This window comes from Deinococcus psychrotolerans, from assembly GCF_003860465.1.
GTDB lineage: Bacteria > Deinococcota > Deinococci > Deinococcales > Deinococcaceae > Deinococcus > Deinococcus psychrotolerans.
In genome coordinates, this window is sequence record NZ_CP034183.1 from 711,598 (window position 1) to 737,549 (window position 25,952).

Consider the following 25,952-nt stretch of genomic DNA (forward strand, 5'->3'; position numbering starts at 1 on the left):
AAGAGCAGAATATAAAGATGAATCGACATCATCTGAATCGGGTGGCCGCAAGCTGCATGATCTGGGCCTCACTCACACTCCCCAGCATGTCGCAGGCGCAGAACAAGTGCGAGGGCAGTCTGACTGATTTCGACGCCGTTTATTGCTATCAGAAGGTCTTCTTACAGGCGGATAAAGACTTGAACACCGTTTATGGTAAACTGATGTCTGCCTTGCCAGGCAGCGCGAAGAACACACTGAAAACGCTCCAGCGAACTTGGATAAAAGACCGAGATGCCAGCAGCGTCATTGACAGAGACGGCTTCAAATACGTTTCAGTCGGCCGCGCCACTCAGATGACTGTTACCCGTGTTAACGAGTTAAATGATCGCTTACGCGAATGCCTCAGCTCTGGTTGCAGAGTGGCTTTACTGCGTTAAGCGGGCCAGTTGGAATCTGGAACGTCACCAGTCCACAAAAAAAAGCTCCCGCCCTAGCTGATACCGGGAGCGGGGGTTTTTTTGTTGTGGGCCGTCCTCAGCCGGGTGAGGATTAGTTAATGGTGAAGATCGGGAGTGGTGTGCGCGAAACGTTGAATGATTCAGGCGTGAGACTCATCAAATCACCAGGTTGTAGATTGAAGCTATCGATGTAAGGGCTATATGTCGCTTTAGACAACCCGATAGTTAATTTGTAAGAAATTGGTAACTCGGGAATGTTATCTATCGGAAGCTGAGTTGGAGTTGCTGCTGTATCTGTATCATTGTAAAACACTTCCCTATAATACTTAGCTTCGCTGGCAAATTTTCCATTGAGTGTGTAGTTCTTGGAATCAGTGAATTTGATATTTCCATTCTGAAAACCACCCAGAACCGAAGCGCCATCCAAAGTATCACTAGACGTATAGGTCACATTATCAACTATAATTGTAGCGGCATACAATCCGCTCACCGGCTTGACACTACCGGCAAGATAATAACTATAATCTTGATTCGTCGTTGAAGGGCCGATTTTTAAATTGGCATTGGTTAAGACAGTAGGCCCAGTGATTTTTACTACATTTGTTCCACCGATGCTACTACCTGGCCCCCTGAATTTTACCAAAGCAGAGATGCCTATTTCGGCATCGGGAGTGGCCGGTGAGAAGTTGAATGTCCCCATTGTTAATTCCAACCCATAGGTCGTGACCGTCAGGGTGCCAGACTTGCCGCCGTCACTGGCGGTTAGGGTCACCGGCGAGACGCTTAGGCGCTTGACCGTCAGTTTGCCAGAGGCGTCCACATCTACGACGTTCGGAGCGCTGGATGTCCAGGTGAAGGTGTGGCCACTAAGGATGACCCCACTGCTGCTCTTCGCACTGGCTGCTATGGTCTTGTCTTCACCAATTTTGAGAGCAGCTGGCCCGTCGATGCTGATGCTGGCAGTGGTGGGCGTAGGCGGTGGGGTGGGGGTACTGCAAGCGGCAAGCAGCAGGCTAAGGCCGAGAATTGGGATAAGGGATTTCACGGTATGAGTATAAATAAATTTGAGCCAACTGAGAACGACTGCCCCACTTCTCTGTTTATGCGGCTACCTCATCCGACCACACAGGCGACTTGGTTCTATCCCTACTCGCTCAAATAATCTTCTGCTTCGACATGGTAGGCCTATTCTTCACCCTTGGCGATCCACAATCCGTCTGTACTGCGTTCCCAGACCAGCATCTGCCCAGCGTAGGTGGCGCAGGCGGCGCGGGCTTGACTGGCGGTGTCGATGAGCTGAGCGCGATAAATTTCAGGTCATGCTGACCTATGAAGTGCCCGCCGCCTGGGCTGCTCAGCCGCCGCCCTGCGAGACCCTAAGCAAATAGACAAAGCAGTTTCTGTCACTTCAGTCCGTTCAGAAATATTCCCAAAGCCTTCCAGTACCCTGCATTGCCGGCGGGATTGAAGACCGAGGAGAGGGCCAGCGCTCCGTGAGATCCGCTGGTGGGGACATACTGAACCTTATTAGCACTCTTCAGAACACTGTAAATGGCCTTCACAGCCTCAATCTCCTCAGTACTGTCCGACGACGTGATGAACACAGGGATCTTTACGGTGGAGGCGACCTTGAGGGTCGCCTCGTTGGCCTGGGGAGAAAACGAGAGAATGCCTTGCACGTCTTGTGGGTGCTGCGCCCCGAGAAACAGCACCAGATTGGCGCTATAGCTGCTGCCAACCACAAACACTTTGCGCTGTTGATCGGCACGTTTAGCCCACGCAAGCGCCGCTTCCAGATCGGGGAGTGCCTGATCATATCCAGCGGTGTTACCCGTCTTCTTCTCGTAGGCCTCTGCAGTGAGGTTTCGGTTATCACCTGCATGGGTGGCGTGGCCGCTGCGTGCATCGACCGCCAGGGTCGCAAAGCCCAGACGACGAAATTGCGGGGTAATATCAGCGTATTCGGATTTGTTATTGTCGGCCTGATGGAAGAGCAGTATCACAGGCGCACCCGGCGAAGCGGGAATGTAGTTGGCATAGACCGTGAGGCCGTCCCCGGCTTGAAAGGTGACTGCCTGAGTGCTGCTCACGGTTGGGCCACTTCCGCCAGCAATGGCAAAGCCGCAGGCCAAAGTCAATGCCACACCAACGAAATTTTTCATACCCCGATTGAAGCACTCGGCTCGGAGGACGTCAAGCGCAAACTCTAAGGATCACCTCACGTCACTACTCACGTGCCCGCAGACGGCAGACGCTGAAGATCGTTGAGCAGATTCACGCCGCTGCCCAGTCTTCAATCATCAGACCCATCTGCCCGTAGGCGTACTCGCGTACCAGATGACGCTCAGCGGTGCTCAGGGCGGCGAGGCTGCTCACGGCGCGTCCCAGCACTTCGCTGGCGGTCTGGTCGTAGGCGCAGTAGCCTAGGCGGCCCAGCTCGCGGTGCAACTCACAGGCCACCGCGTTCCCAATCGGCGCGGCCACCTCCACCGCTTTGGAGACTGGCCAAGCGACGCTGGTCACGAACACCCTCTTCAGTAGCGAGGGGAATGTTGGATCACCTGCGCGAGATGCCGTGATGAATATCTAGCTGAGTTGGATAAGCGCTTCACCCGCTTGCCCTATTGATACTGGCAAAGATTCAGGTTGCTTTCAGCCAACGGAGAAATGGAGGAGTACGTCCAGCACGGGGCATGCCCAAAGCGGTCAACTCAGATTTAAGTCGTTATCAATAAGGCAACACAACTCTTCAAATAGCCTCTCAAATGCGCTCGCCCCCTCATACTTCCTCAAGGGGCGAGTGCAGTAAAAGAATTAGCAGAGCGCTATATTAACCTCAGATTATATTATTTTTTAGGTTATTGATCTTGCCAACAGCGAATTTCAGTGAAGCGCCAGTTAATCTTCGGTAATCCCTAATGGCTTCTACCTCACGCCCAGTATTGATCAGAACTTTTAGTTGATCACGTTCCACTGCTGTCAATTCTCGAATTGATAACAGTCTATGCCTTACAGAGATCAGATAAATACCGCAAACAAGTATGACTAAGACTATTGTTGAGGTCGTCATATACATAGCTTATTATACAATTTTCTCTCCCAATTCAGGTTTGAACACGCTAAAGAGAAAGTGAAAGATTCAGTATCGAACAACACTCAGTACCCGACAGTTTTTCGGGGAGAGTTGAAATTCTCGTCTGACATGCGAGAACAGAGCGCGTCTTCCATTGCCCTGACTCAACTGGCTCGTTGCTTCACCGCTCATTTTCCGGACTATCGCAAGAACTATTGATACTGGCCTTAAATCGGGGTTTGAACCATGCGAGGTTGCGGCAGGCCGATAGAGCGGATATGCTGCCAGCTTGATCGCCCCCATGTACTTCAAGGGTTGCCATGCTGCCATATCCTGCCCAGTTTAGCAACCTGAATTTCTGCCCGTATCAATAAATTGCATGAAAAGTGCCCGCCCCAGCAAATGCTAGGGCGGGCACTTTTACTTAGTTTCCAAAGTTCTGCGATATCTCAGAAGTTCAATACCAAATCGAATCTCTCTCAACAGCGCTCGCGCTGTATCCTCATGCCAATGTTTGGTGTCCTGTTTAGTCAAAAAATAGAAGATCTCTTGATTGATCTCATCAACGTCTTGGTAGCTGTCAGCGGCCAGTTCAGCGAATGCAAATAGTCGCTGCTTATCGAGAACATGGAGGCTTCCTTTATTTGCTGACATGTGAAACGCTGTCAGCAACTCCTGCATTTCTTCTGTCCTATCACAAGTCTAACTGCTGCACGCATCTGAAAAATCAGCCTCAACGTGGTACGCCTCTTCGCCCTCGGCGCTCCACAATCCGTCCGAACCCAGATCAGCAGACGATCAGCGTGTCTGCCGCAGACCCCTTACCCGGCGCATCTTTTATGCTGACAGCATGCTACTGAACACGGAACCCAATACTCTCGCCATCCTGGTCGGCGGCACACTCTTGCTCCTGAGTCTGTTCGCCAGCAAACTGGGTGGTCGTCTGGGCTTGCCGGGCCTCCTGCTTTTTTTAATCATCGGCATGCTGGCCGGAAGTGAAGGTCCCGGTGGAATTGGCTTTGATGATTATGCGCTCACCCAATTTGTCGGCACGGTCGCCCTAGCGTTCATCCTTTTCAATGGTGGTCTGGAAACCAGCTGGCGGACTACCCGCCCAGTACTCTGGGCCGGAATCTCGCTGGCGACACTCGGCGTATTGATCACCACCAGCATCGTGGGAACCGCTGCCCATTATCTCCTCGGCGTACCCTGGGTGCTGGCGCTGCTGCTCGGCGCGGTGGTGGCCCCTACGGACGCTAGCGCTGTGTTCTCCGTTCTCAAAGAACATGCCCTGGGCCTTAAAGGCCAGATCCGTCCACTTCTTGAGTTCGAGTCGGGCATCAACGACCCGACCGCCGTGGCGTTGGTTATCGGTCTCACCGAGCTGGCCAAGCATCCCAACTTGCCCCTGCTGCCACTTTTGGGCTCGTTTGTTCAGGAACTCGGCCTCGGCGGTCTACTCGGATTCGGCCTCGGTCACCTGGGTGTGCGGCTGCTCAACCGGGTGAATCTGCCACTTGACGGCCTGTATTACGTACTGACCGCTGCGCTGGTCGCGGTCATTTACGGCCTCACGGCCCTCGTGCACGGCAGTGGGTTTCTGGCTGTCTACGTGGCAGCAGTGGTGCTTGGCAACAGCGACTTCATTCACAAGCGTACCCTGCGCCTCTTTCACGAAGGTCTGTCTTATCTTTTTGAAGTGGTGATGTTTCTGCTTCTGGGGCTGCTGGTCTTCCCGGATGAGTTGCTCAAAGTGGCACTCCCAGCACTGCTCGTTTCCCTGGTGCTGGTCGTGATCGCGCGGCCCGTTGCAGTCTTTGTCGGTCTGGCCGCGACTCGGATGCCTGTTGCCCACAAGGCGATGGTGGCCTGGGTGGGGCTGCGCGGCGCAGTGCCAATCATCCTGGCGACTTTCCCGGTGTTGGCCAAAGTCGAGGGCGCACAGACAATATTCAACGTGGCTTTTTTCTTGGTGCTGGTTTCCATTCTGGTTCAGGGAACCTCACTGCCGCTGGTGGCCCGACTGCTCAATGTGAAGGCTCCGCCGGTCAGTCCACATACCATGCCACTGGAATACACGCCAACCGGTGCGGGAAAGAATGACTTGGCGGAACTGACCTTGCCGCCTGATTCGGCGGTGGTCGGACAACGTATTGTCGATCTGCATTTACCACCTGAAGCGCTGATCGTCTTGCTGCGACGGGGAGATGAATACCTGATTCCGCGTGGCAATACGAGATTACAGGCAGGAGACGTCTTGCAGTTGCTGGGCGGTAAGCCGTTTCTCGATGAGGTGCGCAAGCGAACCCTCAGGCAGGAGGCTTGAGATCTTCTGGTGGAAGATAGAAGATACCAATCCAGAGTGCCTTGTCAGATTTGATAAATGGTGTCGATCATAGGAAAAGCCCACTTGGTTAAGGCGTGTGAACGACTCAACGGCTCTTAATTTCGCGCGTCGACCAAGAACCCCAGACCCGCTTCCTCAGCGCTGCTCAGGCCCAAAGCGAGCGCGTCCAGACGTCCAATGCTGCTGTAACTGGCGTTAGGCTTGCAGATCGTCGCTCGTGGGCACCAGCACAATAGGGTCGGAAAGTGTGTGGCACAGCAGGAGGTCTATGCCAATCAGCGAATCTGTTCTACACAAACCATCTGAGTGAATCCAATCAGTTCAGCGGCGCGTATCCTTACTTGGAAGCCCATGACGGATGAACCTACGCTGATGCTGATGTTGCGCGACGGAGACGAGGACGCGCTGGCCGAGCTGTACGCCCGGCTCGGCGGACACGTTCACGCTCTGGCTTGGTGGCTACTGAACGACCGCGAGGAGGCGCACGAGGTGCTACAAGACACGTTTGACCGCCTCTTTCGGCGTGCCCACCAGTACCGGCCCGAGCTGGGATCGCCGCGAGCCTTCATTTACACGGTGGCCCGCAACGAGGCCCTCAGCCGCCTGCGGGCGCGGGGAGCGCGGCCTGTTCTGGACGGTGATGAAGATCTGCTGGGCGAGCTGTCCACGCCCAGTGCCAGCCCCGATCTGGATACCCGCATGATGGTTCAGGGTGCGCTGGTGCATCTGTCTGCCCATGATCAGACGCTGATCCACGATTCCTTCTTTCTGGGCCTCAGCCACGGTGAAATTGCGAGCGCACATGCCCTACCACTGGGGACTGTGAAAACGCGGGTGCGCCGCGCTCTGGCAAGGATGCGCCGTACCCTGGAGGGATCATGAGCGCTCCACATCCCGAAGAAACCGTGCTGCGGGCTTACGCGGTGGGCGACTTGAGCGGCCAAGCGCAGATACGAATAGAGACCCACCTGCTGGATTGTGCGGCGTGCCGGGCGCAGGTGGTGGTATGGCAAAATGAACTCGTGGCCCAAGTGGAGGCGTTGCCACGGGCGGGCGAGCTGCCACCACTGCGCCGAACGCTCCGGTTGACCTCGCAGGCCAGCGCGAGCCGAACCCGTCCAAAAAGGCCGCATTTATCCGCACATCAGCCGCGCTGGCTGGTTATTGTCCTGACTTCGGCGCTAACCCTGACTGCCGGGGCGATTGGCTGGGGTGGGTGGCAGCAGGCCCAAGCCAATACCCTGCGGGCTGAGCAGCGGCAGGTGACAGACTGGTTGGCGCAGCCGGGAGTGGCGGCGTTGGGCCTGCGTGCCAAGGATCGCCCCGCCGCTGGACACCTGCTCCTGCTGCCCAGCCGCGAGGTGCTGTTCGTGTTGCCGCCGCCTATACCGGGCAAGGTGTATCAAGTCTGGGTGGCGTCCAACTGGAAACGTGGCGACCCGCTGACGCCCAGTACCCGCAGCGCTCACAGCGTTCTGACTGCCAGCGTGAGCGGCAGCGATTACGTCTGCATCAGCCTTGAAGATAAGAGCCGCGACATGACCGGGCAAACCAGGCCGGCGCTGATCTTGGGTTGGGCCAGCCTGTAGCGCAAGGATGAATCCAAACGAGTCTTGGGCGCGTTTCTATTCATGGAGGCTCCCCATGACCCAGATCACGACTGTCCGCACTGCCGCCCTTGCCCTGTTCGCCAGCCTGTCCCTTGCCAGCTCCACGCTTGCCAGTGCCGCCACCCCGCAACTGGATTTGCGCCAGAACGCCAAGCTGGGCAGCATCCTGACCGGCGAAAAGGGCATGACCCTGTACCTCTACACCAAAGACACGCCGAATGTGACCAACTGCTATGAGCAGTGCGCTGTGGCCTGGCCCCCGCTGCTGGCGGACGCGTTACCTAAACTGCCTGCCGGAATGCCCGGTAAGCTGTCGCTGGTGAAACGCAAGGACGGCGCACAGCAGGTGGCTTACAACGGCTGGCCGCTGTACTACTGGATACGAGATCAGAAAGCGGGCGATACCACCGGGCAGGATGTGGGCAAAGTCTGGTACGCGGTCAATCCTGGCTCTACCATCAGTTCCGTTAAAGGCGGCGAGCTAGGTGAATATCTGGTTGCGCCCAGCGGCATGACGCTGTACCTGTTCACCAAGGACGAGAAGAATGTGAGCACCTGTTACGACGGGTGTGCTGCCGCCTGGCCCCCGTTGCTGACCGCCTATCTGCCTGCAGAAAAGGGCAGCAAGCTGGGCACCACTGCCCGCAAGGACGGTGCGCTTCAAGTGACGTATGACGGTCAGCCACTGTATTTCTGGGCCAAAGACAGCAAACCCGGCGACACCACCGGACAGAATGTGGGCAAAGTCTGGTTCGTAGTTAAGCCCTGAGATTGACTCTGGCCATTGACAGTGGGAGCAGCTACTCTACCAAAGTCTTAGTCTCAAAGCTCTTGAAGCTTGATGGGGCTGTGAAGGTGAAACCTTGTGGCCTCGTTTTTTGATGATCCAGCACAACCACCGAACATTCGACAGAGGACGCGTCGATCTTCCGACACAAGAGTTATCCATAGCCTCTCCCCTGCCCTGTGGATAACTCTGCCGCAAACTTTGCCATACTGCACTTCAGTTGACAAAAACCTTTGAAATATGTACCCCACTTATTTGTAGGACACACCTTCTTTTTGTGCTGAGCAGCCCGCTGGAAGGCAAGCGGCTGACTTTGCCCAAGCAAGTCTGAGCGGATTGAGATGCTGGCCTGCGTAGATGTCGATTACCGCTCAGATGGCAGCGCCCGCACCGCTGCTGTGCTGTTTGAGGCGTGGTCAGACGCTCAGGAAACCAAACTTCTTTTGCACACCACGCCGCAGGTGGCCGCCTATCAGCCGGGAGCGTTTTACCTGCGCGAATTGCCATGTCTTTTGCCGGTGCTTGGGCCTCTGGCTAACCGGCTTGAGGTCGTGGTCGTGGACGGCTACGTGACTCTGGACGCCGCTGGGCAACCCGGCTTGGGCTGGCATCTCTTTGAAGCGCTCGGGCGACAGGTGGCGGTGATTGGAGTCGGCAAAACCGCTTTCCGAGGCTCGCCGCACGCGCTGCCAGTTCAGCGGGGCAACAGTCAACGCCCGCTGTTTGTTACGGCGGCTGGCATGAGTGCGCTGCGGGCCGCCAGCTTGATTGAGCAGATGGCTGGGCCGCACCGCTTTCCCAGTTTGCTCAAAAGGGTCGACCAAGCCTGCCGCGCCAGCCCTTGAACCGATTGACTTAGACTCAATCCGTGATCTTCTCCCCTTTCATGCCCACCGCCGAGCAAACCTTCGTGCTGGAAGTCCCGTCGACCACACCCGCCGACGCCGATTTTTACTTGCAGACCAACTTGAGCGACTACGCGCCCGCGCCGCCGGACTACAAATTTGTGGACGGCGTGCTGAAAGCCGATTTCCCGATTGGAGCGCTGCTGAGTTACAAAGTCACGCGGGGCAGTGCCGAGAGTGAGGAAGGCGATCTGTGGGGAGAGCGCCGACCCGAGCGCCAAACGGTGGTGCAGGGTGCAGCCAGCCACCAAATCAAAGTCACACATTGGCGAGATCTGCACGGCGGCGCCGGGAGGCCGTCCACGCCCGCAGCGGGCATTCAGGAATTGACTGTTCACAGCCCCGAACTCAATGACGACTTGAAAGTGCTGGTCTGGACGCCGCCCGAGTACGCGGGGCAGGCGCAGCGCTTACCCGTTCTCTATTTACATGACGGCCAAAACATCTTTGACATCGCCACCAGTTTTGCAGGTGAAGTCTGGGGCGCGGACGCTGCGGCGAGTCAGTTGGCCGCAGAAGGCCTGCCCTGCATCGTGGTGGCCGTTTACGTGCGGGAGCAGCACCGAGCCAGCGATTATGTGCCGTTTGCGATTCGGGCCAACGGCTTCACGTCCACCGCGCCCGCGTACCAGACCTTTTTGACCCAGACGCTCAAACCCCTGATTGACGCCCAGTTTCGCACCCGCCCAGAGGCGAGGTTCACGGCGCAGGCGGGGAGCAGCTTCGGCGGCGCGGCCTCGCTCTACGGCACGCTGACCCGCCCGGAGGTGTGGGGCACTTGCGGCGCGTTCAGCCCCAGCTTGTGGGTGCAGGATTTTGCGCTGCTCGACTTCGCGCAGGCCCACCCCGCGCCAGAGCTGCGCTTGTATGTGGATATGGGCACTTGCGAAGGCGTGTTGGCGGAAGACGCCATCGCCGCCGTCGGTGAAGCGCGGTGGTTTGCCGTTCGCAGCGCTCCCCACGTTGCTGAGGTCAATTTGCAGATCGGGCAGGGCCACTGGCACGACGAAAGCGCTTGGCGTGAGCGGTTGCCGGGATTCATGCGCTGGTGGCTTGAGGGTTTATCTCACCATTTATGAGTTGACTTGGCGGCTCAGCCACTCCAACGCCTCCTCCTGAGAAGTCACGAATCGCACCGCCGAGTGGCGCGAATGCTCGTAAGCCAGCTCAGCAAAGCGCTCACCATGCGCTGAGAAATCGGGCAGCACCAACGCCACCGGCAAGCGGTAATTCACGAACTTCTGAAACAGTTCGCCCGCCAGGCCGCTGCTCAGCCGAAAAAACTCGTCCCCCAGCTCGGCTTCGCTAAGAATGAGGCCATCTGAGAGTGGCCCAGTTTTGCGTAGATGGAGATAAGCCTCGACAATAGGAGGCCCATCATGACAAACCGCAGAATCCATACCGCTGACTTCAAACGAGACGCCGTGCAGCTTGCCCGAACGAACGGCAACGTCTCCAGTACCGCCCGCGACCTGAGCGTCAGTGTTTCGCTCATCCGTAAATGGATGAGCGCTGAGCAAGAGGTTGGCCATGCCGCATTCCCCGGTCATGGTCAGCAACTACTGACCGCCGACCAACAAGAGATTCGCAGGCTCCGCAAGGAAGTTGAAGTCCTGCGCCAAGAACGTGAAATCCTGAAAAAAGCGACGGCCTTCTTTGCCAAAGAAACTACGTACTGAGATTCCGCTTCATTCATGACTACCGATCCCAGTACCGCTTGGACATCATGTGTCGGGTGCTGGAGGTTTCAGTGAGCGGCTACCACAGTTGGCGAAGAAGGCCCATCTCCAATCAGCAGCAACAGGACGCGCTGCTGAAGCAGCGCATCCACGATGTCTACCACCACCGCAAGGCACGCTACGGTGCCCCACGGATTCATGCGGAGCTGAAAGCCGAAGGATTGTCGGTCTCCAAGAAGAGGATTGCCCGTTTGATGCGTATTGGTGGGCTGCGAGCTAAAGGAAAGCACCGCTCAGTACGCACGACCAACCGTAATCACAGCGATCCAGTCTGCCCAAACCTGCTTGATCGCCAGTTCAACGTCCAGCAGCCCAACCAGATCTGGGCCGCCGATTTGACCTACATTCCCACGAAAGAAGGCTGGCTCTACTTGGCTGTCACCCTCGATCTGTTTTCCCGAACGGTAGTGGGGTATGCAATGGATGCGTACATGCCTGCAACGCTGCCAGTGGCAGCGTTGCACATGGCTGTCCAGCGCCGAAATCCACCACCAGGTTTGCTGCATCACAGCGACCAAGGAAGTCAGTATACGAGCCATCTGTTTCAATCTGCACTCGCACAGATTCAGGCGAAGTGCAGTATGAGCCGCAAAGGGGAATGCTGGGATAACGCCGTTGTGGAGAGCTTTTTCAGCTCCCTGAAACGGGAGCTGTTCGAGGAGACGATCTTCGAGACCCGAGCAGTTGCCAGACAAGCCATTTTCGAGTTCATTGAGGTCTTTTATAACCGTCAGCGCCGCCACTCGTCTCTAGGCTACTTGACACCCGCTGACTTCGAACGCCAAGCTACAGCCGCTTAACCTCAACTACGCAAAATCGGGGCAAGCCCAATCCAATCCAAAGCCCGCGCCGATTAGGTCGGGAATATCGGCCAGCGTGTCTATCCGCAGGCCCAGTTCCGCCGCCGTTTTAATGTTTGCCACTGATCATCACCACCTGAACTTTATATTCTGCGACACTGGCGAGCATGACCACTCCCCCGCCCGTCTCCACCCTCGCCCGCTTGCTGCCGCGCCTCTACCGGGGCGGGCAAGCTTACGTCGGCGTTGAAGCCACCTTGTCGGGCCTCACGGCGGCGCAGGCGATTGAGGTGCCCAGCGGCCTGCCGCACAGCGTCGCCAACCTGCTGGCGCACGTCAATTGGTGGAACCGCTGGATGCTGGACATCATCGAAACCGGAGCGCCCATGCCGTATCCCAAGCACGCGGATGAGACGTGGCCGAACATTACGGAAGGCGAGTGGGACAAGCTCAAAAACGAGTTTTACGATCTGCTCAGCCGAATTGACGGCCACGCGGCGCGGCCCGACCTCCAAAACCCAGTCAACCACGACGAGACCATCGGGGAACTCCTCGCCGACTTCGCGCTGCACACCGCCCATCACTTCGGGCAGATCATCGTGGTGCGCCAACTGATCGGAGCATGGCCGCCGCCGGGGGGCGGGGATACTTGGTAAGCGCCGACTTTAGTTGGACAGCACCCGCCAAGCTGCCGACACCGCCGCGCCGCGCTCAAATGGGTGACCCAGAGCGCTGAAGGCGTCTTCCAAGATGCCCGCCACTGCCAGCGCGTCGTAGCGGTCAGCGTAACCGAGCGTGGAAATGCGGAACACGGTGTCCTCGTGCGGCGCTTGGCCCGGCAGGGCACGCTGGTTCATGTCAGCGAGGGCGGCGGCCACCTGTTTACCCCCGATCCGCTTAACACCGCTGCCAGCGGGCGGCACCAGCACCGCGACGGCGGGCGTGGGACGGCCCGACCAAGAGCGGCAGCCCAGCGCGTCCCCCGCCGCGATCAGGGCGTCGTTCTGGCGTTTTTTCTCGGCCCACAAGACTTCCAATGGCACGCTGAGCAAGCGGTCTAGCGAGACATCTAGGGCGTAAATCAGATTGATGGCGGGCGTCTGCGGCGTGTTGGCTTCCTTCTGGCCGCGCAACTCACGCTCTAGGTCGAGGTAAAAGCCTTTGGGCGTATTTTTGATGAGCTTGCTCTCGGCCTCCGGGCTAAACAGCACGAAACCCAGTCCAGGCGGGGTGGCCGCCGCTTTTTGCGATCCCGAGACGATCACGTCCACTTGCCAGGCCCCCGGACGCAGTTCGGCCACGCCGTAGCTGGTGACGCAGTCGGCAATAATCACGATGTCCGGATTGACGGCTTTGGCCGCCGCCGCAATCGCCTCCAAATCGTGCAGCGCTCCGGTGCTGGTTTCCGAATGGGTGATGGTCAGGGCGTAGGCGTCTTTGCAGGCAGCGGCGATTTCGCCAGCGTCCAGCAACTCGCCCCAGGGCTTTTGCACTTTCACCACAGCGTAGCCGAGCCGCTCGGCCATCTCGCCCCAGCGCTCACTGAACTTGCCCGCCGAAGCGTTGACGACTTTGGCTCCCGCCGGCACGAGACTGACGAGTGCGCCCTCGAACGCCGCCGTGCCGCTGCCAGTCACGATCACCGCTTCGAAAGAATCACCGAGCAACTGAGCGAGCTTGCCGCGCACCTCCAGAAACTTGGCGCGGGCCTGCGGAGTGCGGTGATGCATCTGCGGCTGGGCGAGGGCCAGCAAAGTCGCGGGCGAGACTTCTACCGGGCCGGGGGCAATCAGGCGGGGGCGGTTGAGGGGAATGTGGGGAGCAAGGGGCTTGGTCATGGCTGTATTGTGCCGCGCCCCCGAGCCGAGGGTACGGGGCAAGGCTGGGCAACTCGGCGCTCAGCTGGCTTCTGGCGCTTCTGGCTTCTGGCTTTTGCTCCGCTCACGGCGCGGCAGCTTGGGCCGTTGGCTGAACTGCTCCTGCTTGGCCTGAAAAAAATCAACCGGCGAAAATGACTTCTCCACCGACTGAATCACGCTCCTGAGTTCGCTGGGCGAGATCAGACCCATCGCCATGGCGTGGAAAGCAGCGGCCAGCGAGTCGCGGGTCAGTACCAGTTCCACGCCCGCCTTTTTCACCTCGGCGCTGAGCTGCTGCACGCCCGCGTCCCGCGCCTCGCCCGTCACCCTGCGGATGTACACCGCCAGCACCCGCCCCGGATTGCGCCGCACCACTTCGGCGTAAATTTCGGGGTCTTGCTCGCCGCTGTCGCCGATCAGCACAAAAGGCAGGGCCGGATAGGTTTTCATGAGGCGCTCGATGATGCTGTGCTTGTGGTGCGCTCCGCCGGAAAAGATTTCGCTGCCCCAGTGGCGCAGGAAAATCGGCCCCAGCGGCAAGCGGCGGTACCTGAGAAACGTCCACAGCAAATCGTAAAAGTTCCAGGGGCTGCTGGAGACATAAAAAATCGGATTGGAACCGCCCGGCTCTCTGACCAGAGCGCGGTAGAGGGCGCTGACGCCAGGAAACGGCAAGCGGGTGCGGGCGTTGCCGGTCAGCACCGTGCCGAGCATCTGCGGCAAGCTGGTCACGTCCGATTTCAGCACGGTGTCGTCTAGGTCGCTGATGACGGCAAAACGCGGCGAAGCGATGACCCGCAGCGGCGCAAAGATGGTTTTGCTGCGGCCCTCGATGTAGAGCGAGGCCTCCAGCCAGCCTTCTTTTTGAACGCTGTCGGCCATTTGGTCAGGCCGATCCCAAGTCAGGGTAAAAAACCCGTCGGTGTCCGACACGGCGCTGACGGTATGGCCCTCTAAGACGCCGTGAACCGTCACACCGCCGACTTCGCGTGACAAAAGACGCCGCACGATACTCAAAAAATTGCGCCACCTCGGATCACCTCGCCTCGGCGGATGCACCGTGCGCGGCAGCAAGACCCGCCCAGTCAGTTCGAGGTGCTGCGGCGTGCCCCAGCCGGTGTACGGCGTGATGATGATGTCGCCCCTGCGGCGGCGCGGCTGAATAAACGCCGAAAAACGGGCGTCCACGACGGCCACCAGCCGCTCGAAAGCGGGTTGGAGGCGGCGGCCCAGTTGCTTGAGGCTGAGCTGCTGGGCCACAACCTGCCGCAGCCCGGTGAACAGGCGCTTGACGAGTTGCCTTAGCTGCTGGCGGGGGCCGAGTACGGGCACTGAACTTGCCACTTGATTTGCTGGAGGCTGGCTGGAGCTGGGCTGATTCATCGGCTGACCTCGGCAAATCTCATGTAAGCCAGTCTAGAGAGTTGCGGGAACTGCACTGTACGGCGGCTTAGCAATGCAAACTCCTCAGCGGTAACGCTTGGAGCGCATCAGCGCCGTGACGCTGTCCACCACACTGGGGGCGATTTGCTCAAGTAGGGCGGGCAAGCGGTACCACCTCGGCACCAGCACTTCGCGTTTGGGCCGCTCCAGCACGTCGGCAATGGCCCTCGCCACGATCTCCGGCCCCGGCATAGGAATGCTCGCGCCCGCCGTCAGCTCGGTTTTGATAAATCCCGGCGACACCAAGCTGACATTCACGCCGCTGCCGAGCAGTTCGCGCCGCAGGGCCAGCGAAAAGCCGCGCAGACCGAACTTGCTGGCGCTGTAAATGCCCTGAAACGCGACAATGCCCGCCACCGAAGCCACGTTGACAATCTGGCCGTGCCTGCGGGCCCGCATGGCGGGGAGCACCAAACGGGTCAACTCAATCGGCGCTTCCAAATTGGTTTTCAGCACCCGCACCGGGTCGGGATCGTCCCACCACATACCCCGGGCGATGCTGATTCCGGCGTTGTTGATCAGAGCGTCTATTCGGCCAAACTGCCGCAGCGCTTCTGCGACCAGGTGCCTGCGGTCGCCGTCCTCGGTCACGTCAGCCTGCACGGTGATGATCCGTTCACCGCTGGAATCGAGTTCGCTGCGGAGGGCTTCCAGCGCTTCCAGTCGGCGGGCGGCCAGCACCAGCGCGTAGCCCCGGCGCGAAAGTTCACGGGCAGTGGCCGCGCCGATGCCGCTGGAAGCGCCGGTCAGCACAGCCACCGGGCGCGGATTGGGGCGGGAAATGGACATGCTTGAGGGTAAAGGATCACGGGCGGGCGGGGGGCGAACGCTAAAGCACGCTAAAGGTAAAGCCCTGTTCAGCCGCTCATCAGTTTGGGCCTTCAGACTGAGAAGATGACCCGCTCCTTGCCTGCTCTCCTGCTGCTTTCCTGCACCCTGTTGCCGTTCGCGGCGGCCCAAGTTCAAGTGAGTCAAGCCCAAGTGGCTCAGGCCAAGGTTCCCGCCGCGCCGATCAGCCAGCCCGCGCCCAAACCGATTATCAGTCCGGTTCCGAAACCATCACCCGCACCCAAGCCAGCCACACCAGCGATCAAACCCGCTTTGCCGGAACTGGCCCCGCTGCCCGCCGTGCCCAAAGCTGCCGCGCCGCTCGTGCCCTTTTCTGCTGCCCTCACGCCTACCGCTACGCCGCTGCCCCTCGCCAAATTACCCACCGACCCCCTATACCCTCAGCAGTGGAACCTGAACGCCATCAACATGGCAGCGGGCTGGGCGGTTACGGGCGGGCAGGCCATCACGGTGGCGGTACTGGACACCGGCTACATCAATGACCCCGAACTCGCGGGCCGCCTCGTCAACGGGTACGACTTCGTCTCGGACGCTGGGCGTTCCGGCGACGGCGACGGGCGTGATTACGACGCTTCGGGGGTGGGACAGTTCAATTATCACGGCGAGGGGGTGGCCAACATCATCGCGGCGGCGCACGACAATCAGGGCATGGCCGGTATTAATCCGGTGGCCCGCATCCTGGCGGTGCGGGTGGCGGGCGAGGACGGTTTGATCGCTCCGCAAGATCTGATCGACGGCCTGCGCTGGGCGGCGGGGCTGCGGGTATCAGGAGCGCCGAGCAATACCCGTCCGGCCAAAGTCATCAACCTGAGCCTCTATGCCGACTTTATCGCCCTGAGTGGCTGCGACGCCCGCATCCAAAAAGCCGTCGATGAGGTGACGGCAAAAGGCGTGTTGATCGTCGCCGGAGCGGCCAATGACGCGGCCGACGCGGGCGGTTACAGTCCGGCGGGCTGCCGGGGCGTGCTGACAGTGGCCGCCACCAACAGAACCGGGCGGCGGGCCAGCTATTCCAACTACGGCGCGAGCGTAGCCCTCTCGGCTCCGGGCGGCGAGCCGAATGACCCCCTGGTGTTCAGCTCGGTCGCGGGCGAGCAGCGGCGCAACGGCACCAGCTTTGCTGCGCCGCAGGTCGCGGGCGTGGCCAGTTTGGTGATGAGCCTCAATCCCAAGCTGACGCCCGCGCAAATCACCTCGCTGCTGGAACGCACCGCCAAGCCGTTTGCCTTTGGCTGCGACGCCAACCCCGCCAGAACCTGCGGTGCGGGCCTGCTGGACGCGGGCGCGGCTTTGCGGGCCGCTCAGCTGGAGAGCCGTCAGCGCTGAATGTCTGGACTGAGCCTTTAGGCCGAGTATTCGGGCTGGGCGCTCAGGACAACTCCGCACCGACAACACGTTAAGCTGCTGGGCATGAAGCCCAATTCCTTCAACACTTACCTGACGGTGGCCCTCTGCGCGGGGTGGGCCATTTTGCTGATCACCTTTCTGCGAAAAGCCAACTGGCCGCTGGCAGGCCTCAGCGCCGTACTGCTGATCGCCTACGGTGTTCGGTTGTATTTACTGACCAAGCGGCGGGAGTGATTGGGAAGCGCTGTGTTGCTCCTCGACGGGCCGCAGCCAGATTTTGAGCAGTTGAGGCACGCCACCAATCGCCACCCAGACCAACGCGAAATAGCGGATGGCCCGCGCTGGGCCGTCCAGCACAGTGGGGAGCAGGCCCGCCAACGCGCCGAGCGCCAAGTAAACGGCCAGCACGGTCAGTAAACCGATCACCGCCACCCCAATGCGGCCGACCCAACAGCTGGGCGGCAAGTAGCGCGGCGCGGCGAACCAAAATCCGGCCAGTATTCCCAGTCCCCGGCTGTACTCGTCGGGCAAACTGGAGGGCAGCAAACAGGCGACGACCAGTAGTGCCAGCGGCCACCAGAAGGTGTGGGCAAACAGTCCACGGCCTGTCAAACCCGCGCCCGCCAGCCCTGCAAAGATCGCGCCGAGCAGCAAGCCCACCAGCACGTCCGAAGGATAGTGAACGTGGAGGGCGAGGCGCGAGGCGGCGATCAGTGCCACCAGCAGCAAGCACACCGCCCACACCCAGGGCCGCCGAAGCTGCGCCGCGACGCCGCCCCACAGCGCCGCGCTCATCTGGGCGTGACCGCTGGGCAAGCCGGGGCCGCCTGCCGTGGCCTGAGCGGCGGCGCTGGCCACGCTGGGGTCATTGGCAAACGGGCGCGGCAGGTTCAGGCCGTATTTGAGCAGCGAGTTGGTGAGGTAGCTCAGCGCGAAGGCGACGCCCAAAGCGCGGATGCCGCTAGGCCGCACCAGCCAGCCGTAAAGCGCCAGCACCGCGATAAAAATGAGGTCGTTGCCGAGGGCAGTGATCAGTAGCCAAAAGGATTCCAGATTCATTGGAATCTCATGGTAAAGGACGGGGGCAGGGCCTGAGCGTTCACTTTTCCCGGCTGCGCTAAACTGCGGCCATGACCCTCAGCGCCCCCAGCGTGACGACGCCCGTCAAGCACAACTCGCCTTACGCCCTCGAGCTGCGCAACATCACCAAGCGCTTTCCTTTGGTGCTGGCCAACGACAACATCTCTATGGAAGTCAAATGGGGCAGCGTTCACGCGCTGTGCGGCGAAAACGGTGCGGGCAAATCCACCCTGGTCAAGATCGTCTACGGCGCTCAGCCGCCGACCTCCGGCGAGATCGTGGTGGACGGGCAGGTGGTCAACTTGAAAGACCCCAGCGACGCTATCAAACTGGGTATCGGGATGGTGTTTCAGCACTTTATGCTGGTCGAGCCGCTGACCGTCACCGAAAACGTGATTCTGGGCAGTGAACCCACCAAGGGCGGCGCGATCGACTACGCTGGAGCGCGGAAAAAAGTCGCCGAACTGATCAAGCAGTTTAACTTCGGCCTCGACCCTGACGCCAAAATTGAAGACCTGCCGGTGGGGATGCAGCAAAAGGTCGAGATTCTCAAAACGCTGTACCGGGGCGCACGCATTTTGATTCTGGACGAGCCGACGGCGGTGCTGACCCCATCGGAAACCGACGAGCTGTTCGAGTTTCTCAAGGGCCAGTACGCGGCGGCGGGCAACAGCGTGGTGTTCATTTCGCACAAGCTCCACGAGGTACTGCACATCTCCGACGCCATTTCGGTGATCCGCGACGGCAAGATGATCGGCACCATTCCGACCAAGGGAGCCACCACCGAAACGCTGGCCAACATGATGGTGGGCCGCGAAGTGACCCTCAAAGTCGACAAGGAACCGGCCCAGCCCGGCGAAGTGGCGCTGGACGTCAGAGACGTGGTGGTGGTCAACGAGCACAAGAAAAACGTGGTCAACCGGGTCTCGTTCGCGGTGCGGCGCGGCGAAATCGTCGGCATCGCGGGCGTGGAGGGCAACGGCCAGAGTCAGTTGGTGGAAGCCATCACCGGCCTGATCACGCCCCAGAGCGGCAGCATCACCTACGACGGCAAAACCGCGCACGGCGTCAAAGCGGTGGGGCAAGCCGGCGTCTCGCACGTCCCCGAAGACCGCAACGAGCGAGGCTTGGTGCTGGAGATGACCACCGCCGAGAACTTCATTTTGGGTGAGCAGGATCAGGCTCCGTTCGTGGGGCCGTTCGGGCTGCTCAAGCTGGACGTGATCGAGAAAAATGCCCGCGACCTGAGTGAAGCCTACGATGTGCGCCCGCGCTCGACCGCGCTGCAAGCCGGGCGCTATTCCGGCGGAAACGCCCAGAAAATCATCGTGGCCCGCGAAATGAAAAAAAATCCCAAGATTCTGGTCGCCAGTCAGCCGACGCGCGGCGTGGACATCGGGGCGATCGAATTTATTCACGCCCAGATCGTCAAAGCGCGGGATGAGGGACTGGCCGTGCTGCTGATCAGCGCCGACCTGGGCGAAGTGATGAACCTCGCCGACCGCATTCTGGTGATGTACGAGGGCCAAGTGGTCGGTGAGGTACAGGCCGACCAAGCCACCGAAACGCAGCTCGGCTTGATGATGACCGGCAGCACGCTGGCCAACACCACCCCAGCGTCAGCCAGTCACGCGGCGGCCAACACTTCGGCAACGAAGTAAACCGGTAAGCACCCCAGCGCCTTGCCCCGAACCTTGAGCGCCTCAGCGCCGGCTTTGGTGGTCTTCCCACACCTCACGGCAGCGGGAATCCGTTCTCCCGTCGCCACCCTCTAGAATGCCTGCATGACCGCCGAACCCCACACCCGCCCCGCGCCCGACGCTGCCGAGGCGCTCACCGCCGCGCAGCAGCCCCGCGCCACTGCCGAGCAGCTCGGCACGCTGTCTGTTCACCCGGATGTCCGTGTGCGCTCGGCGGTGGCCCGTCACCCCAACACGCCGCCGCACACGCTGGGCCTGCTCTCCGAGCGCTTTCCCGAAGAAGTGCTCAGCAATCCGGCCATGACTTTGTTGCGCCTGGCCCGCCCGCACCTGCTCTCCGAGTTTCCAGATGTGGGCGTGGCGGCGCTGGCCAGCTTGCCCGCCGCACCGGACTGGGTGATCGACGCGGCGCTGCGGCACGAAAGCGTCAGCGCGGTGCTCGCGGTAGCCCGCCGCAAGTCGCTGAGCGCAGGGCGCATTCGGATGCTGGCCGGAAGCGGGCTGTGGCAGGTGCGCGAGGCCGCCGCCGCCCGAGCAGATTTACCCGCAGAACTCCTGAGTCAGCTCGCCAGCGACGACGACTACGACGTCAGGAAAGCGGTGGCGCTGCGAGACGACGTGCCGGAAGGCCTCCTGGCCGGACTCGTTCGCGACGCGCACAGCATGGTCAGGGCGCACGTGGCCCGCCGTTTGGACTTGCCGCTGCCGCTGATGCTGCTGCTGGCCGACGACGACGATTCCGACGTGCTCTCGGTGCTGGCGCGGCGCATCGACTTGCCGCCGCAGGTGCGCCAAACCCTGATGGCCCACGAAACCGAAGGCGTGCGGGAAGCCAGCTTGCAGGCGTGGGCGGTGCCGCAGGCGTGGCTCTCCAGGGCCGAGCAAGACCCCAGCCCCGAAGTCCGCGCCGCGCTGGCCCGCCGGCCCAATCTGAGTCCGGACATGCTGCTGCGCCTCGCCCAGGACGAAGCCGAAACGGTGCGCCGCGCCCTTTTGGAACGCGACGATTTACCGGACGAAGCGGTGGCACTGCTGGCCCGCGCTCCCGAACAAGACATCCGGCTGCATGTGGCGAGCGCCATGAACTTACCCGAGCAGGCCATCGATATCTTGATGACCGACGAGGACGCCGCCGTGAGAACGGTGCTGGCGGTGCGGCCCGATCTTGGCGAAGCGCGACTGCTGCGGCTGACAAAGGATGCCAACGCCGAAGTGCGCCGCGCCACCGCGCTCAGTCCTCAGTCGAGCTTGGCGGTGCTGGCCCGGCTCTGCACCGATGCGAACGCTGGAGTGCGCCGCGCCGCCGCGCTGCACGCCCTGATGAGCGCCGACCAACTCGCTTTGCTGGCCGCCGACTTGGATGCGGGCGTGCGCCTGAACGTGGCTTCCCGCGCCAATTTGCCCGGCGAGTGGCGTGAGCGGCTTAGCCGGGACTCCAACGCGGTGGTCGCCGCCCAAGCCAAAAGCGGAAATCAGGAAGAAGTCCAGCACTTTTTGCAGCCGTAAACCACTCACCGAACAAGCGTGAAGTGCGCCAGAGACGCTTTGTTCAGCGCGGACTTTACAACCCCTCACCTTTAATCCCCCAGCGCTTCTTCGGCCACCGCTCCGGCGGGCGCGGGGTTCTCGGTCAGGTGCGGCAAAGCCACGAAGAATACCGCTCCAGCTCCCAGCTCGCTCTCGGCCCAGACGCGCCCACCATGCCGGGTCACGATGCGCCGAACGTTGGCCAGTCCTATGCCGCTGCCCTCAAATTCGTCAGCGCGGTGCAGGCGCTGGAAGACGCCGAACAACTTATCGGCATAACGCGAGTCGAAGCCCACACCGTTGTCGCGCACTTCCAGCACGGTTTCACTGCCGGTCTGGTTGGCCCGCATGGTAATGGTGGGTGACCCGGACTTGGCACTGTACTTGGCGGCGTTGCCCAGCAAATTGAGCAGCACTTGGCGCAGCAACGACGCGTCGCCGCGCACCTGCGGCAGCTCACCGACGTCCCAAGTGGCCTCGCGGCCCGGCGAACTCAGGCGCAACTCGGCAATCACCTCGGCCACCAAATTACTCAGCGCCACCTCGCCCTGACGCATTTCCTGACGGCCCATCCGCGAAAATTCGAGGAGGTCGTCGATAAGTTGGCCCATCCGTGAGGCCGCGTCACCGATGATACCCATGTAGCGCTGGCCGCGCACGCTGACGGTGCTGCCGGGGTCTTTTTGCAGCAAATCGGCAAACCCGACGATGTGGCGCAGCGGGGTGCGCAGGTCGTGCGAAACGCTGTAGCTGAAGGCCTCTAATTCGCTGTTGGCTTCTTCCAACTCGGCGGTGCGCTGCTTGACCCGCTGCTCAAGCGACACGTTGAGTTCGCGCAGTTCTTCTTGCGCTTCACGCACCCGCCGCGAGAGTTGGGCGCTCTCGAACGCCACGCTCAAGCGGCTGGCGAGTTCTTGGGCAAGTTCGAGGTCGCGGTCACGCACATGTTGCCGGAACCCGAAGGCCAACAGCGGGCTGTCGCCGCCGCCCAGACTTGTCAGGCCCACCCGCTTGCCGCCGAGTGGCAGCAGCAGCAAGCCGGATAAGTTGCTTTCCAGCAGCGCCTCTCCTTCAACAAGCATGGGGTCGGCACTCAGCAGCGCCTGCTCTACGCCGCGCACCACGTCCGGGTGTGAGAGCAGGCGCACCTCGCGCACGTGCCCGCGCACCTGACTGATCGGCGAGGTCAGTTGGCCGCCGTTTCGGCGCACCCACAGCGCCGACATCGAGGTAAAGCGCTCGTTCATGAGGCTTAGAACCGCCCGCAAGCCGGGAACGCCGCTGTCGGGCGTCTGGCCCTCGCCGCCGATCAGGTGTCCGCTGATGGCCGCCACCAAGCGCGAACTCCACTCGGCGTAAACCTGATCGTCGATGTCGGTGCTGGTGCCCACCCATTCGGGCAGTTGGCCCGCCGCACCCTGAATCGCCACGCTGCGGGTCATGAACGTCCGGTAACTGCCGCCCGCGCCGAGCAAGCGGTGCTCGAATTCAAACGGCTGGCGGCGTCCAAGGGCCTGCATCCAGCGGCGGCTGAATTCGTGGCGGTCGTCGGGATGCAGAGCCGCCAGAAAACCGCTCTGGGCGCGTTCGCGGCCCACATAATCGTACCAGCGGCGGTTAAAATAAGTCGGCTGGCCTTCCTCGTCGGTCAGCCAGACCATCTGCGGCATGCCTTCCAGCACGCCCCGGTAGCGCTCCTCGTTGTGAACGGCCCGCCGCTCAGCTTGCAAGCGGTCATGGATGTCGCTGACCGAAAAGACCCACTCGCTGACCCGCCCGACCGCGTCCAAAATCGGCGCACCCACCATCACGAAGTAGCGAAATTCGCCGAGCACGTTGAGGCTCAGCTCGAGTTGCAGCGGCTTCCCGCTGCTGAGCGATTCCTGCCACGCCGCTTCGAGAGCTGGGCGGTCTTGCGGGTGCAGCACGTCGCGCAGCATGGCCTCGCCGAACGTCTGCTGGTACTTGGCGTTGCGGTACTCCACCGCGCCGCCGTTGCCCGTGTTGCCGATCTCGCTGCCGCCACTCTCTCCACGGCCAGTCTCGCTGCTGTCAATCGCACCGCTGCCGATCTCGCCGCCGTCCGTGACCCACAGCGGATACGGCACGGCTTCTAGCACGCCCCGGTAGCGCCGCTCCCCGGCTTTGAGGGCACGCTCGGCGTCGATGCGCCCGGTGATGTCGTGAATGACTTCAAGGTGCCCGATCACCTCACCGCGCTCGCCTTTGACGGCGCTGCGCTGCATCTCGCCGTAAAAAAGCTGCCCACTGCGGCGGCGGTAAGCGGTGGTGACGCGCTCCAAGCTCGGGCTGCGGTCGATGCGCCCGTCGGCGTGGAGCGCGGCGATACTCTGGCCGCGCAGTTCGTGGGGCGCGTAGCCAAACTGCGGCTCCAACGCGTCGTTGGCGTACAGCACCAAATTATTGGTGTCAGTGAACACGGCGGTATCCTGCATGGCCCTGAAGATCGCTTCGAACTCGGCCCGCGCCCGCTCCAGACTTGAGCGCGACAGCGCCAGCGAGCGGCTGACTTCCTCGGCCCGCAGGCGGGCACGCACCTGAGCTTGAAACGACAGGTAAGAGAAGATGCCGACAAGGGTGCCGGCCAGCATCACTATCCAGGGCGCGGCCACCGCCCAGTCGCGCCCGAAGTCGGCAGGCGCGGCGTGCTTGACCGTCCAGACGCGCCCGCCCACTTCGATTTTCGAGGTGTCTTGAAAAACCGCGCCCGGCGACAAGGTGCCGTAGAGCGGCTTTGAACCGTCACTGATCTGCAACTCCAAGTTGAGGTTGGGTGAGCCGCGCCGCTCCAAGTCCAGACTCCCCAGCAAATCGCTCATCCGAACCGGCACGTACACGACGCCGTAGAGCAGCCCACCGCGCTGCACCGGCAGGTAAAAAATCACGGCGGGCTGATCCGGTCGGCCCTGATCGTTGACGAGTTGCAGCGGCGCGGTGACGCTGGGTTGGTTGCTCAGCCGGGCTTGATCGATGGCGGCGCGGCGCACGCTTTCGCTGTACATATCAAAGCCCAACACGGCGCTCCTGATGGTGCTGGACGGCGCAGAAAACGTCACCGGAACCTTCACGCCGCGTACGCCGGGGCCAAGCGGATGAACATTGAAATCTGAAACGCTGCGGCGCTGATCTTGGGTGTAGGTACTCAGCAGCGCGGGCGGCACCCAGCGGCCAAACCCCATGCTCTGTGCGCCGGGGAGGCGCTGGGGCAAATCCAGATCATCGACGTAGCGCCCGAAGGTGGCGCGGTCGATGTCCGCGCCGGTACTCCACAGCGCCCGCGTGGACACCATCACGTTGACGTAACTGTCGAGCCGCCGCATCAAGCTGGCGTCGAAGGTGGCGACCTCGCGCTGAAAGCGGGCCCGCTGCTGATCGCCCACGAAGTAGGCCACCAGCGCCGCCAAAAAAGCCGAGAGCAGCAGCACCGTCAGCAGCAGCGCCAGCGGGGTGATCCGCAGCGACCAGCGCTGTTTGGGAGAGCGGGGCTCAGTGGAAGTGCTCAAGGTGGTGAATCCTCCACGCGGGCCTGAGGCTGGTTTTCAGAGAGCGCGTCTAAAAAGACCTCGATAGCAGGCTGGCAGTTTGTCCAAGCCATGAAAGCCAGCCGTGCTTGCTGCGCCAGCATTCCCAGTCCGTTTTCGGTGCTCAGGCCGGCTGCTCTGGCCTCACGCAACAAGCGGGTTTCAGCGGGCTTGTAGACCATGTCGTAAATCAGGGCCGAAGGCGGCAAACTGCTGAACTCAAAGTCGGGCAGCGGCGTTTCCTGCGGGTTGCCGAGGCCCGCGCTCGAAGCGTTGACGATCAGCTTGACCTCGGCCCAGGGCACGTTTTGGCGCTCACGTGCCTCGCCGCCCAAATCGGCGCACAGCGACTGGGCTTTGCTGAGCGTGCGGTTGATGACGTAGACCCGGCGGCCCTGTGAGCGCAGCGCGTAGACGGCGGCCCGCGCCGCGCCGCCCGCGCCCAACACCACCGCGCTGCCTGCGGCCGTATCCGAGTTACCCGCCTGTGCGGCTGCCAGCGCCGCCAAAAATCCCGGCGCGTCGGTGTTGTCGCCGTGAAGCTGGCCGCCCCGGTTGATGATGGTGTTGACGGCTCCGATGGAGCGGGCCGCCGCGCTCAACGAATCCAAGAAAGGCAAAACCGCTTCTTTGTGGGGCAAAGTCAGGTTTGCACCCAGCACGTCAACTTGGCGCAAGCTGGCAACAGCCGCGCCCAGCTCAGCGGGCCGGACGTGCCGCGCCGCATAGTAGGCCACCAAGCCGCACGCCGCGAACGCCGCGTTGTGCATGGCCGGCGACAAGGTGTGCGACACCGGATCAGCGAACAGGTAGGCCCGCTGCATCGCTTTGTTTTGTGTTTTACGTTCGCCTGCGTCGTTCATTGGGGATCAGTTTACCGGCTCAGTGGGATTGACAGCGCTGG

General features: G+C 61.1%; 24 protein-coding genes. 13 read left to right on the top strand and 11 right to left on the bottom strand.

Features of this window, described 5'->3' with window-relative positions; all coding sequences use genetic code 11:
• Positions 1-17 precede the first annotated feature (17 nt).
• A complete protein-coding gene (locus EHF33_RS03500; RefSeq protein ID WP_124867931.1) occupies positions 18-419 on the top strand; it encodes a lysozyme inhibitor LprI family protein in 402 nt (133 codons plus the stop codon).
• A gap of 112 nt (positions 420-531) precedes the next feature.
• On the opposite strand, the gene EHF33_RS03505 is transcribed toward EHF33_RS03500, so the two are convergent.
• The 4 genes from EHF33_RS03505 to EHF33_RS03520 all read right to left on the bottom strand — a co-directional run bounded on the left by EHF33_RS03505 (position 532) and on the right by EHF33_RS03520 (position 4,194).
• Positions 532-1,485, bottom strand: coding sequence for an Ig-like domain-containing protein (locus EHF33_RS03505; RefSeq protein WP_124867933.1), 954 nt, complete (start codon positions 1,483-1,485; stop codon positions 532-534).
• A gap of 358 nt (positions 1,486-1,843) precedes the next feature.
• Positions 1,844-2,602 carry an alpha/beta hydrolase gene (locus EHF33_RS03510; protein ID WP_124867935.1) on the bottom strand — a complete coding sequence of 253 codons (759 nt, stop codon included), beginning with the start codon at positions 2,600-2,602 and terminating at the stop codon, positions 1,844-1,846.
• Positions 2,603-2,714: 112 nt separating this feature from the next.
• A complete protein-coding gene (locus EHF33_RS03515; RefSeq protein WP_124867937.1) occupies positions 2,715-2,963 on the bottom strand; it encodes a hypothetical protein in 249 nt (82 codons plus the stop codon).
• A gap of 970 nt (positions 2,964-3,933) precedes the next feature.
• Entirely contained in the window at positions 3,934-4,194 is a 261-nt protein-coding gene (locus EHF33_RS03520) for a hypothetical protein (protein WP_124867939.1), read from the bottom strand.
• 169 nt (positions 4,195-4,363) lie between these two features.
• Here EHF33_RS03520 and EHF33_RS03525 point away from each other — a divergent pair, with 169 nt between their 5' ends.
• The 6 genes from EHF33_RS03525 to EHF33_RS03550 all read left to right on the top strand — a co-directional run bounded on the left by EHF33_RS03525 (position 4,364) and on the right by EHF33_RS03550 (position 10,241).
• On the top strand, positions 4,364-5,839 hold the full coding sequence (locus EHF33_RS03525) for a potassium/proton antiporter (protein ID WP_124867941.1): 1,476 nt from the start codon (positions 4,364-4,366) through the stop codon (positions 5,837-5,839).
• Positions 5,840-6,211: 372 nt separating this feature from the next.
• Positions 6,212-6,742 carry an RNA polymerase sigma factor gene (locus EHF33_RS03530; protein ID WP_124867943.1) on the top strand — a complete coding sequence of 177 codons (531 nt, stop codon included), beginning with the start codon at positions 6,212-6,214 and terminating at the stop codon, positions 6,740-6,742.
• Positions 6,739-7,449: a hypothetical protein gene (locus tag EHF33_RS03535; RefSeq protein ID WP_124867945.1), complete on the top strand. Its 711-nt coding sequence runs from the start codon at positions 6,739-6,741 to the stop codon at positions 7,447-7,449. Before EHF33_RS03530 ends, EHF33_RS03535 begins: the two co-directional genes overlap by 4 nt.
• Before the next feature lie 55 nt (positions 7,450-7,504).
• Complete coding sequence (locus tag EHF33_RS03540; RefSeq protein ID WP_124867947.1) at positions 7,505-8,239, top strand: hypothetical protein; 735 nt, start codon at positions 7,505-7,507, stop codon at positions 8,237-8,239.
• 353 nt (positions 8,240-8,592) lie between these two features.
• Positions 8,593-9,102, top strand: a complete 510-nt coding sequence (locus EHF33_RS03545; protein ID WP_277425533.1) for an endonuclease V — start codon at positions 8,593-8,595, stop codon at positions 9,100-9,102.
• A 23-nt stretch (positions 9,103-9,125) separates the two neighbouring features.
• Positions 9,126-10,241, top strand: coding sequence for an alpha/beta hydrolase (locus EHF33_RS03550; RefSeq protein WP_124867951.1), 1,116 nt, complete (start codon positions 9,126-9,128; stop codon positions 10,239-10,241).
• On the opposite strand, the gene EHF33_RS03555 is transcribed toward EHF33_RS03550, so the two are convergent.
• Positions 10,236-10,562, bottom strand: coding sequence for a DUF4180 domain-containing protein (locus EHF33_RS03555; protein ID WP_124867953.1), 327 nt, complete (start codon positions 10,560-10,562; stop codon positions 10,236-10,238). The two genes, EHF33_RS03550 and EHF33_RS03555, sit on opposite strands and share 6 nt — an antisense overlap.
• On the opposite strand from EHF33_RS03555, the gene EHF33_RS03560 reads away from it, so the two are divergent.
• Together EHF33_RS03560 and EHF33_RS03570 are read left to right on the top strand one after the other, a co-directional pair.
• Positions 10,542-11,701, top strand: a protein-coding gene (locus EHF33_RS03560; protein WP_124867955.1) for an IS3 family transposase whose coding sequence is annotated in 2 segments (ribosomal slippage) — positions 10,542-10,809 and positions 10,809-11,701 — 1,161 coding nt in all. Because the reading frame shifts where the segments join, the coding sequence is not laid out codon by codon here. The genes EHF33_RS03555 and EHF33_RS03560 overlap by 21 nt on opposite strands.
• 167 nt (positions 11,702-11,868) lie before the next feature.
• Positions 11,869-12,357: a DinB family protein gene (locus tag EHF33_RS03570; protein ID WP_124867957.1), complete on the top strand. Its 489-nt coding sequence runs from the start codon at positions 11,869-11,871 to the stop codon at positions 12,355-12,357.
• A 9-nt stretch (positions 12,358-12,366) separates the two neighbouring features.
• On the opposite strand, the gene EHF33_RS03575 is transcribed toward EHF33_RS03570, so the two are convergent.
• The 3 genes from EHF33_RS03575 to EHF33_RS03585 form a co-directional block, all read right to left on the bottom strand.
• A complete protein-coding gene (locus EHF33_RS03575; RefSeq protein WP_124867959.1) occupies positions 12,367-13,539 on the bottom strand; it encodes a pyridoxal-phosphate-dependent aminotransferase family protein in 1,173 nt (390 codons plus the stop codon).
• Positions 13,540-13,599: 60 nt separating this feature from the next.
• A complete protein-coding gene (locus EHF33_RS03580) occupies positions 13,600-14,943 on the bottom strand; it encodes an App1 family protein (RefSeq protein WP_124867961.1) in 1,344 nt (447 codons plus the stop codon).
• 84 nt (positions 14,944-15,027) lie between these two features.
• Positions 15,028-15,792, bottom strand: a complete 765-nt coding sequence (locus EHF33_RS03585; protein ID WP_124867963.1) for an SDR family NAD(P)-dependent oxidoreductase — start codon at positions 15,790-15,792, stop codon at positions 15,028-15,030.
• A gap of 105 nt (positions 15,793-15,897) precedes the next feature.
• On the opposite strand from EHF33_RS03585, the gene EHF33_RS03590 reads away from it, so the two are divergent.
• Positions 15,898-17,178, top strand: coding sequence for a S8 family serine peptidase (locus tag EHF33_RS03590; RefSeq protein ID WP_124867965.1), 1,281 nt, complete (start codon positions 15,898-15,900; stop codon positions 17,176-17,178).
• Positions 17,179-17,262: 84 nt separating this feature from the next.
• Positions 17,263-17,433 (top strand): hypothetical protein, encoded by a 171-nt coding sequence (locus EHF33_RS21020; RefSeq protein ID WP_164473395.1) that lies wholly within the window; start codon positions 17,263-17,265, stop codon positions 17,431-17,433.
• Here EHF33_RS21020 and EHF33_RS03595 read toward each other — a convergent pair.
• Entirely contained in the window at positions 17,410-18,258 is an 849-nt protein-coding gene (locus EHF33_RS03595; RefSeq protein ID WP_124867967.1) for a phosphatase PAP2 family protein, read from the bottom strand. The genes EHF33_RS21020 and EHF33_RS03595 overlap by 24 nt on opposite strands.
• Before the next feature lie 71 nt (positions 18,259-18,329).
• Here EHF33_RS03595 and EHF33_RS03600 point away from each other — a divergent pair, with 71 nt between their 5' ends.
• Positions 18,330-19,940 carry an ABC transporter ATP-binding protein gene (locus EHF33_RS03600; protein ID WP_124867969.1) on the top strand — a complete coding sequence of 537 codons (1,611 nt, stop codon included), beginning with the start codon at positions 18,330-18,332 and terminating at the stop codon, positions 19,938-19,940.
• Positions 19,941-20,063: 123 nt separating this feature from the next.
• A complete protein-coding gene (locus EHF33_RS03605; RefSeq protein ID WP_124867971.1) occupies positions 20,064-21,485 on the top strand; it encodes a hypothetical protein in 1,422 nt (473 codons plus the stop codon).
• A gap of 71 nt (positions 21,486-21,556) precedes the next feature.
• On the opposite strand, the gene EHF33_RS03610 is transcribed toward EHF33_RS03605, so the two are convergent.
• Together EHF33_RS03610 and aroE are read right to left on the bottom strand one after the other, a co-directional pair.
• The gene (locus EHF33_RS03610; RefSeq protein WP_124867973.1) at positions 21,557-25,030 is read right to left on the bottom strand and encodes a CHASE domain-containing protein; all 3,474 of its coding nucleotides are present in this window, start codon (positions 25,028-25,030) and stop codon (positions 21,557-21,559) included.
• Positions 25,027-25,911 carry a shikimate dehydrogenase gene (aroE, locus tag EHF33_RS03615; protein WP_124867975.1) on the bottom strand — a complete coding sequence of 295 codons (885 nt, stop codon included), beginning with the start codon at positions 25,909-25,911 and terminating at the stop codon, positions 25,027-25,029. The genes EHF33_RS03610 and aroE overlap by 4 nt, the downstream gene beginning before the upstream one ends.
• Between the last annotated feature and the right edge of the window lie 41 nt (positions 25,912-25,952).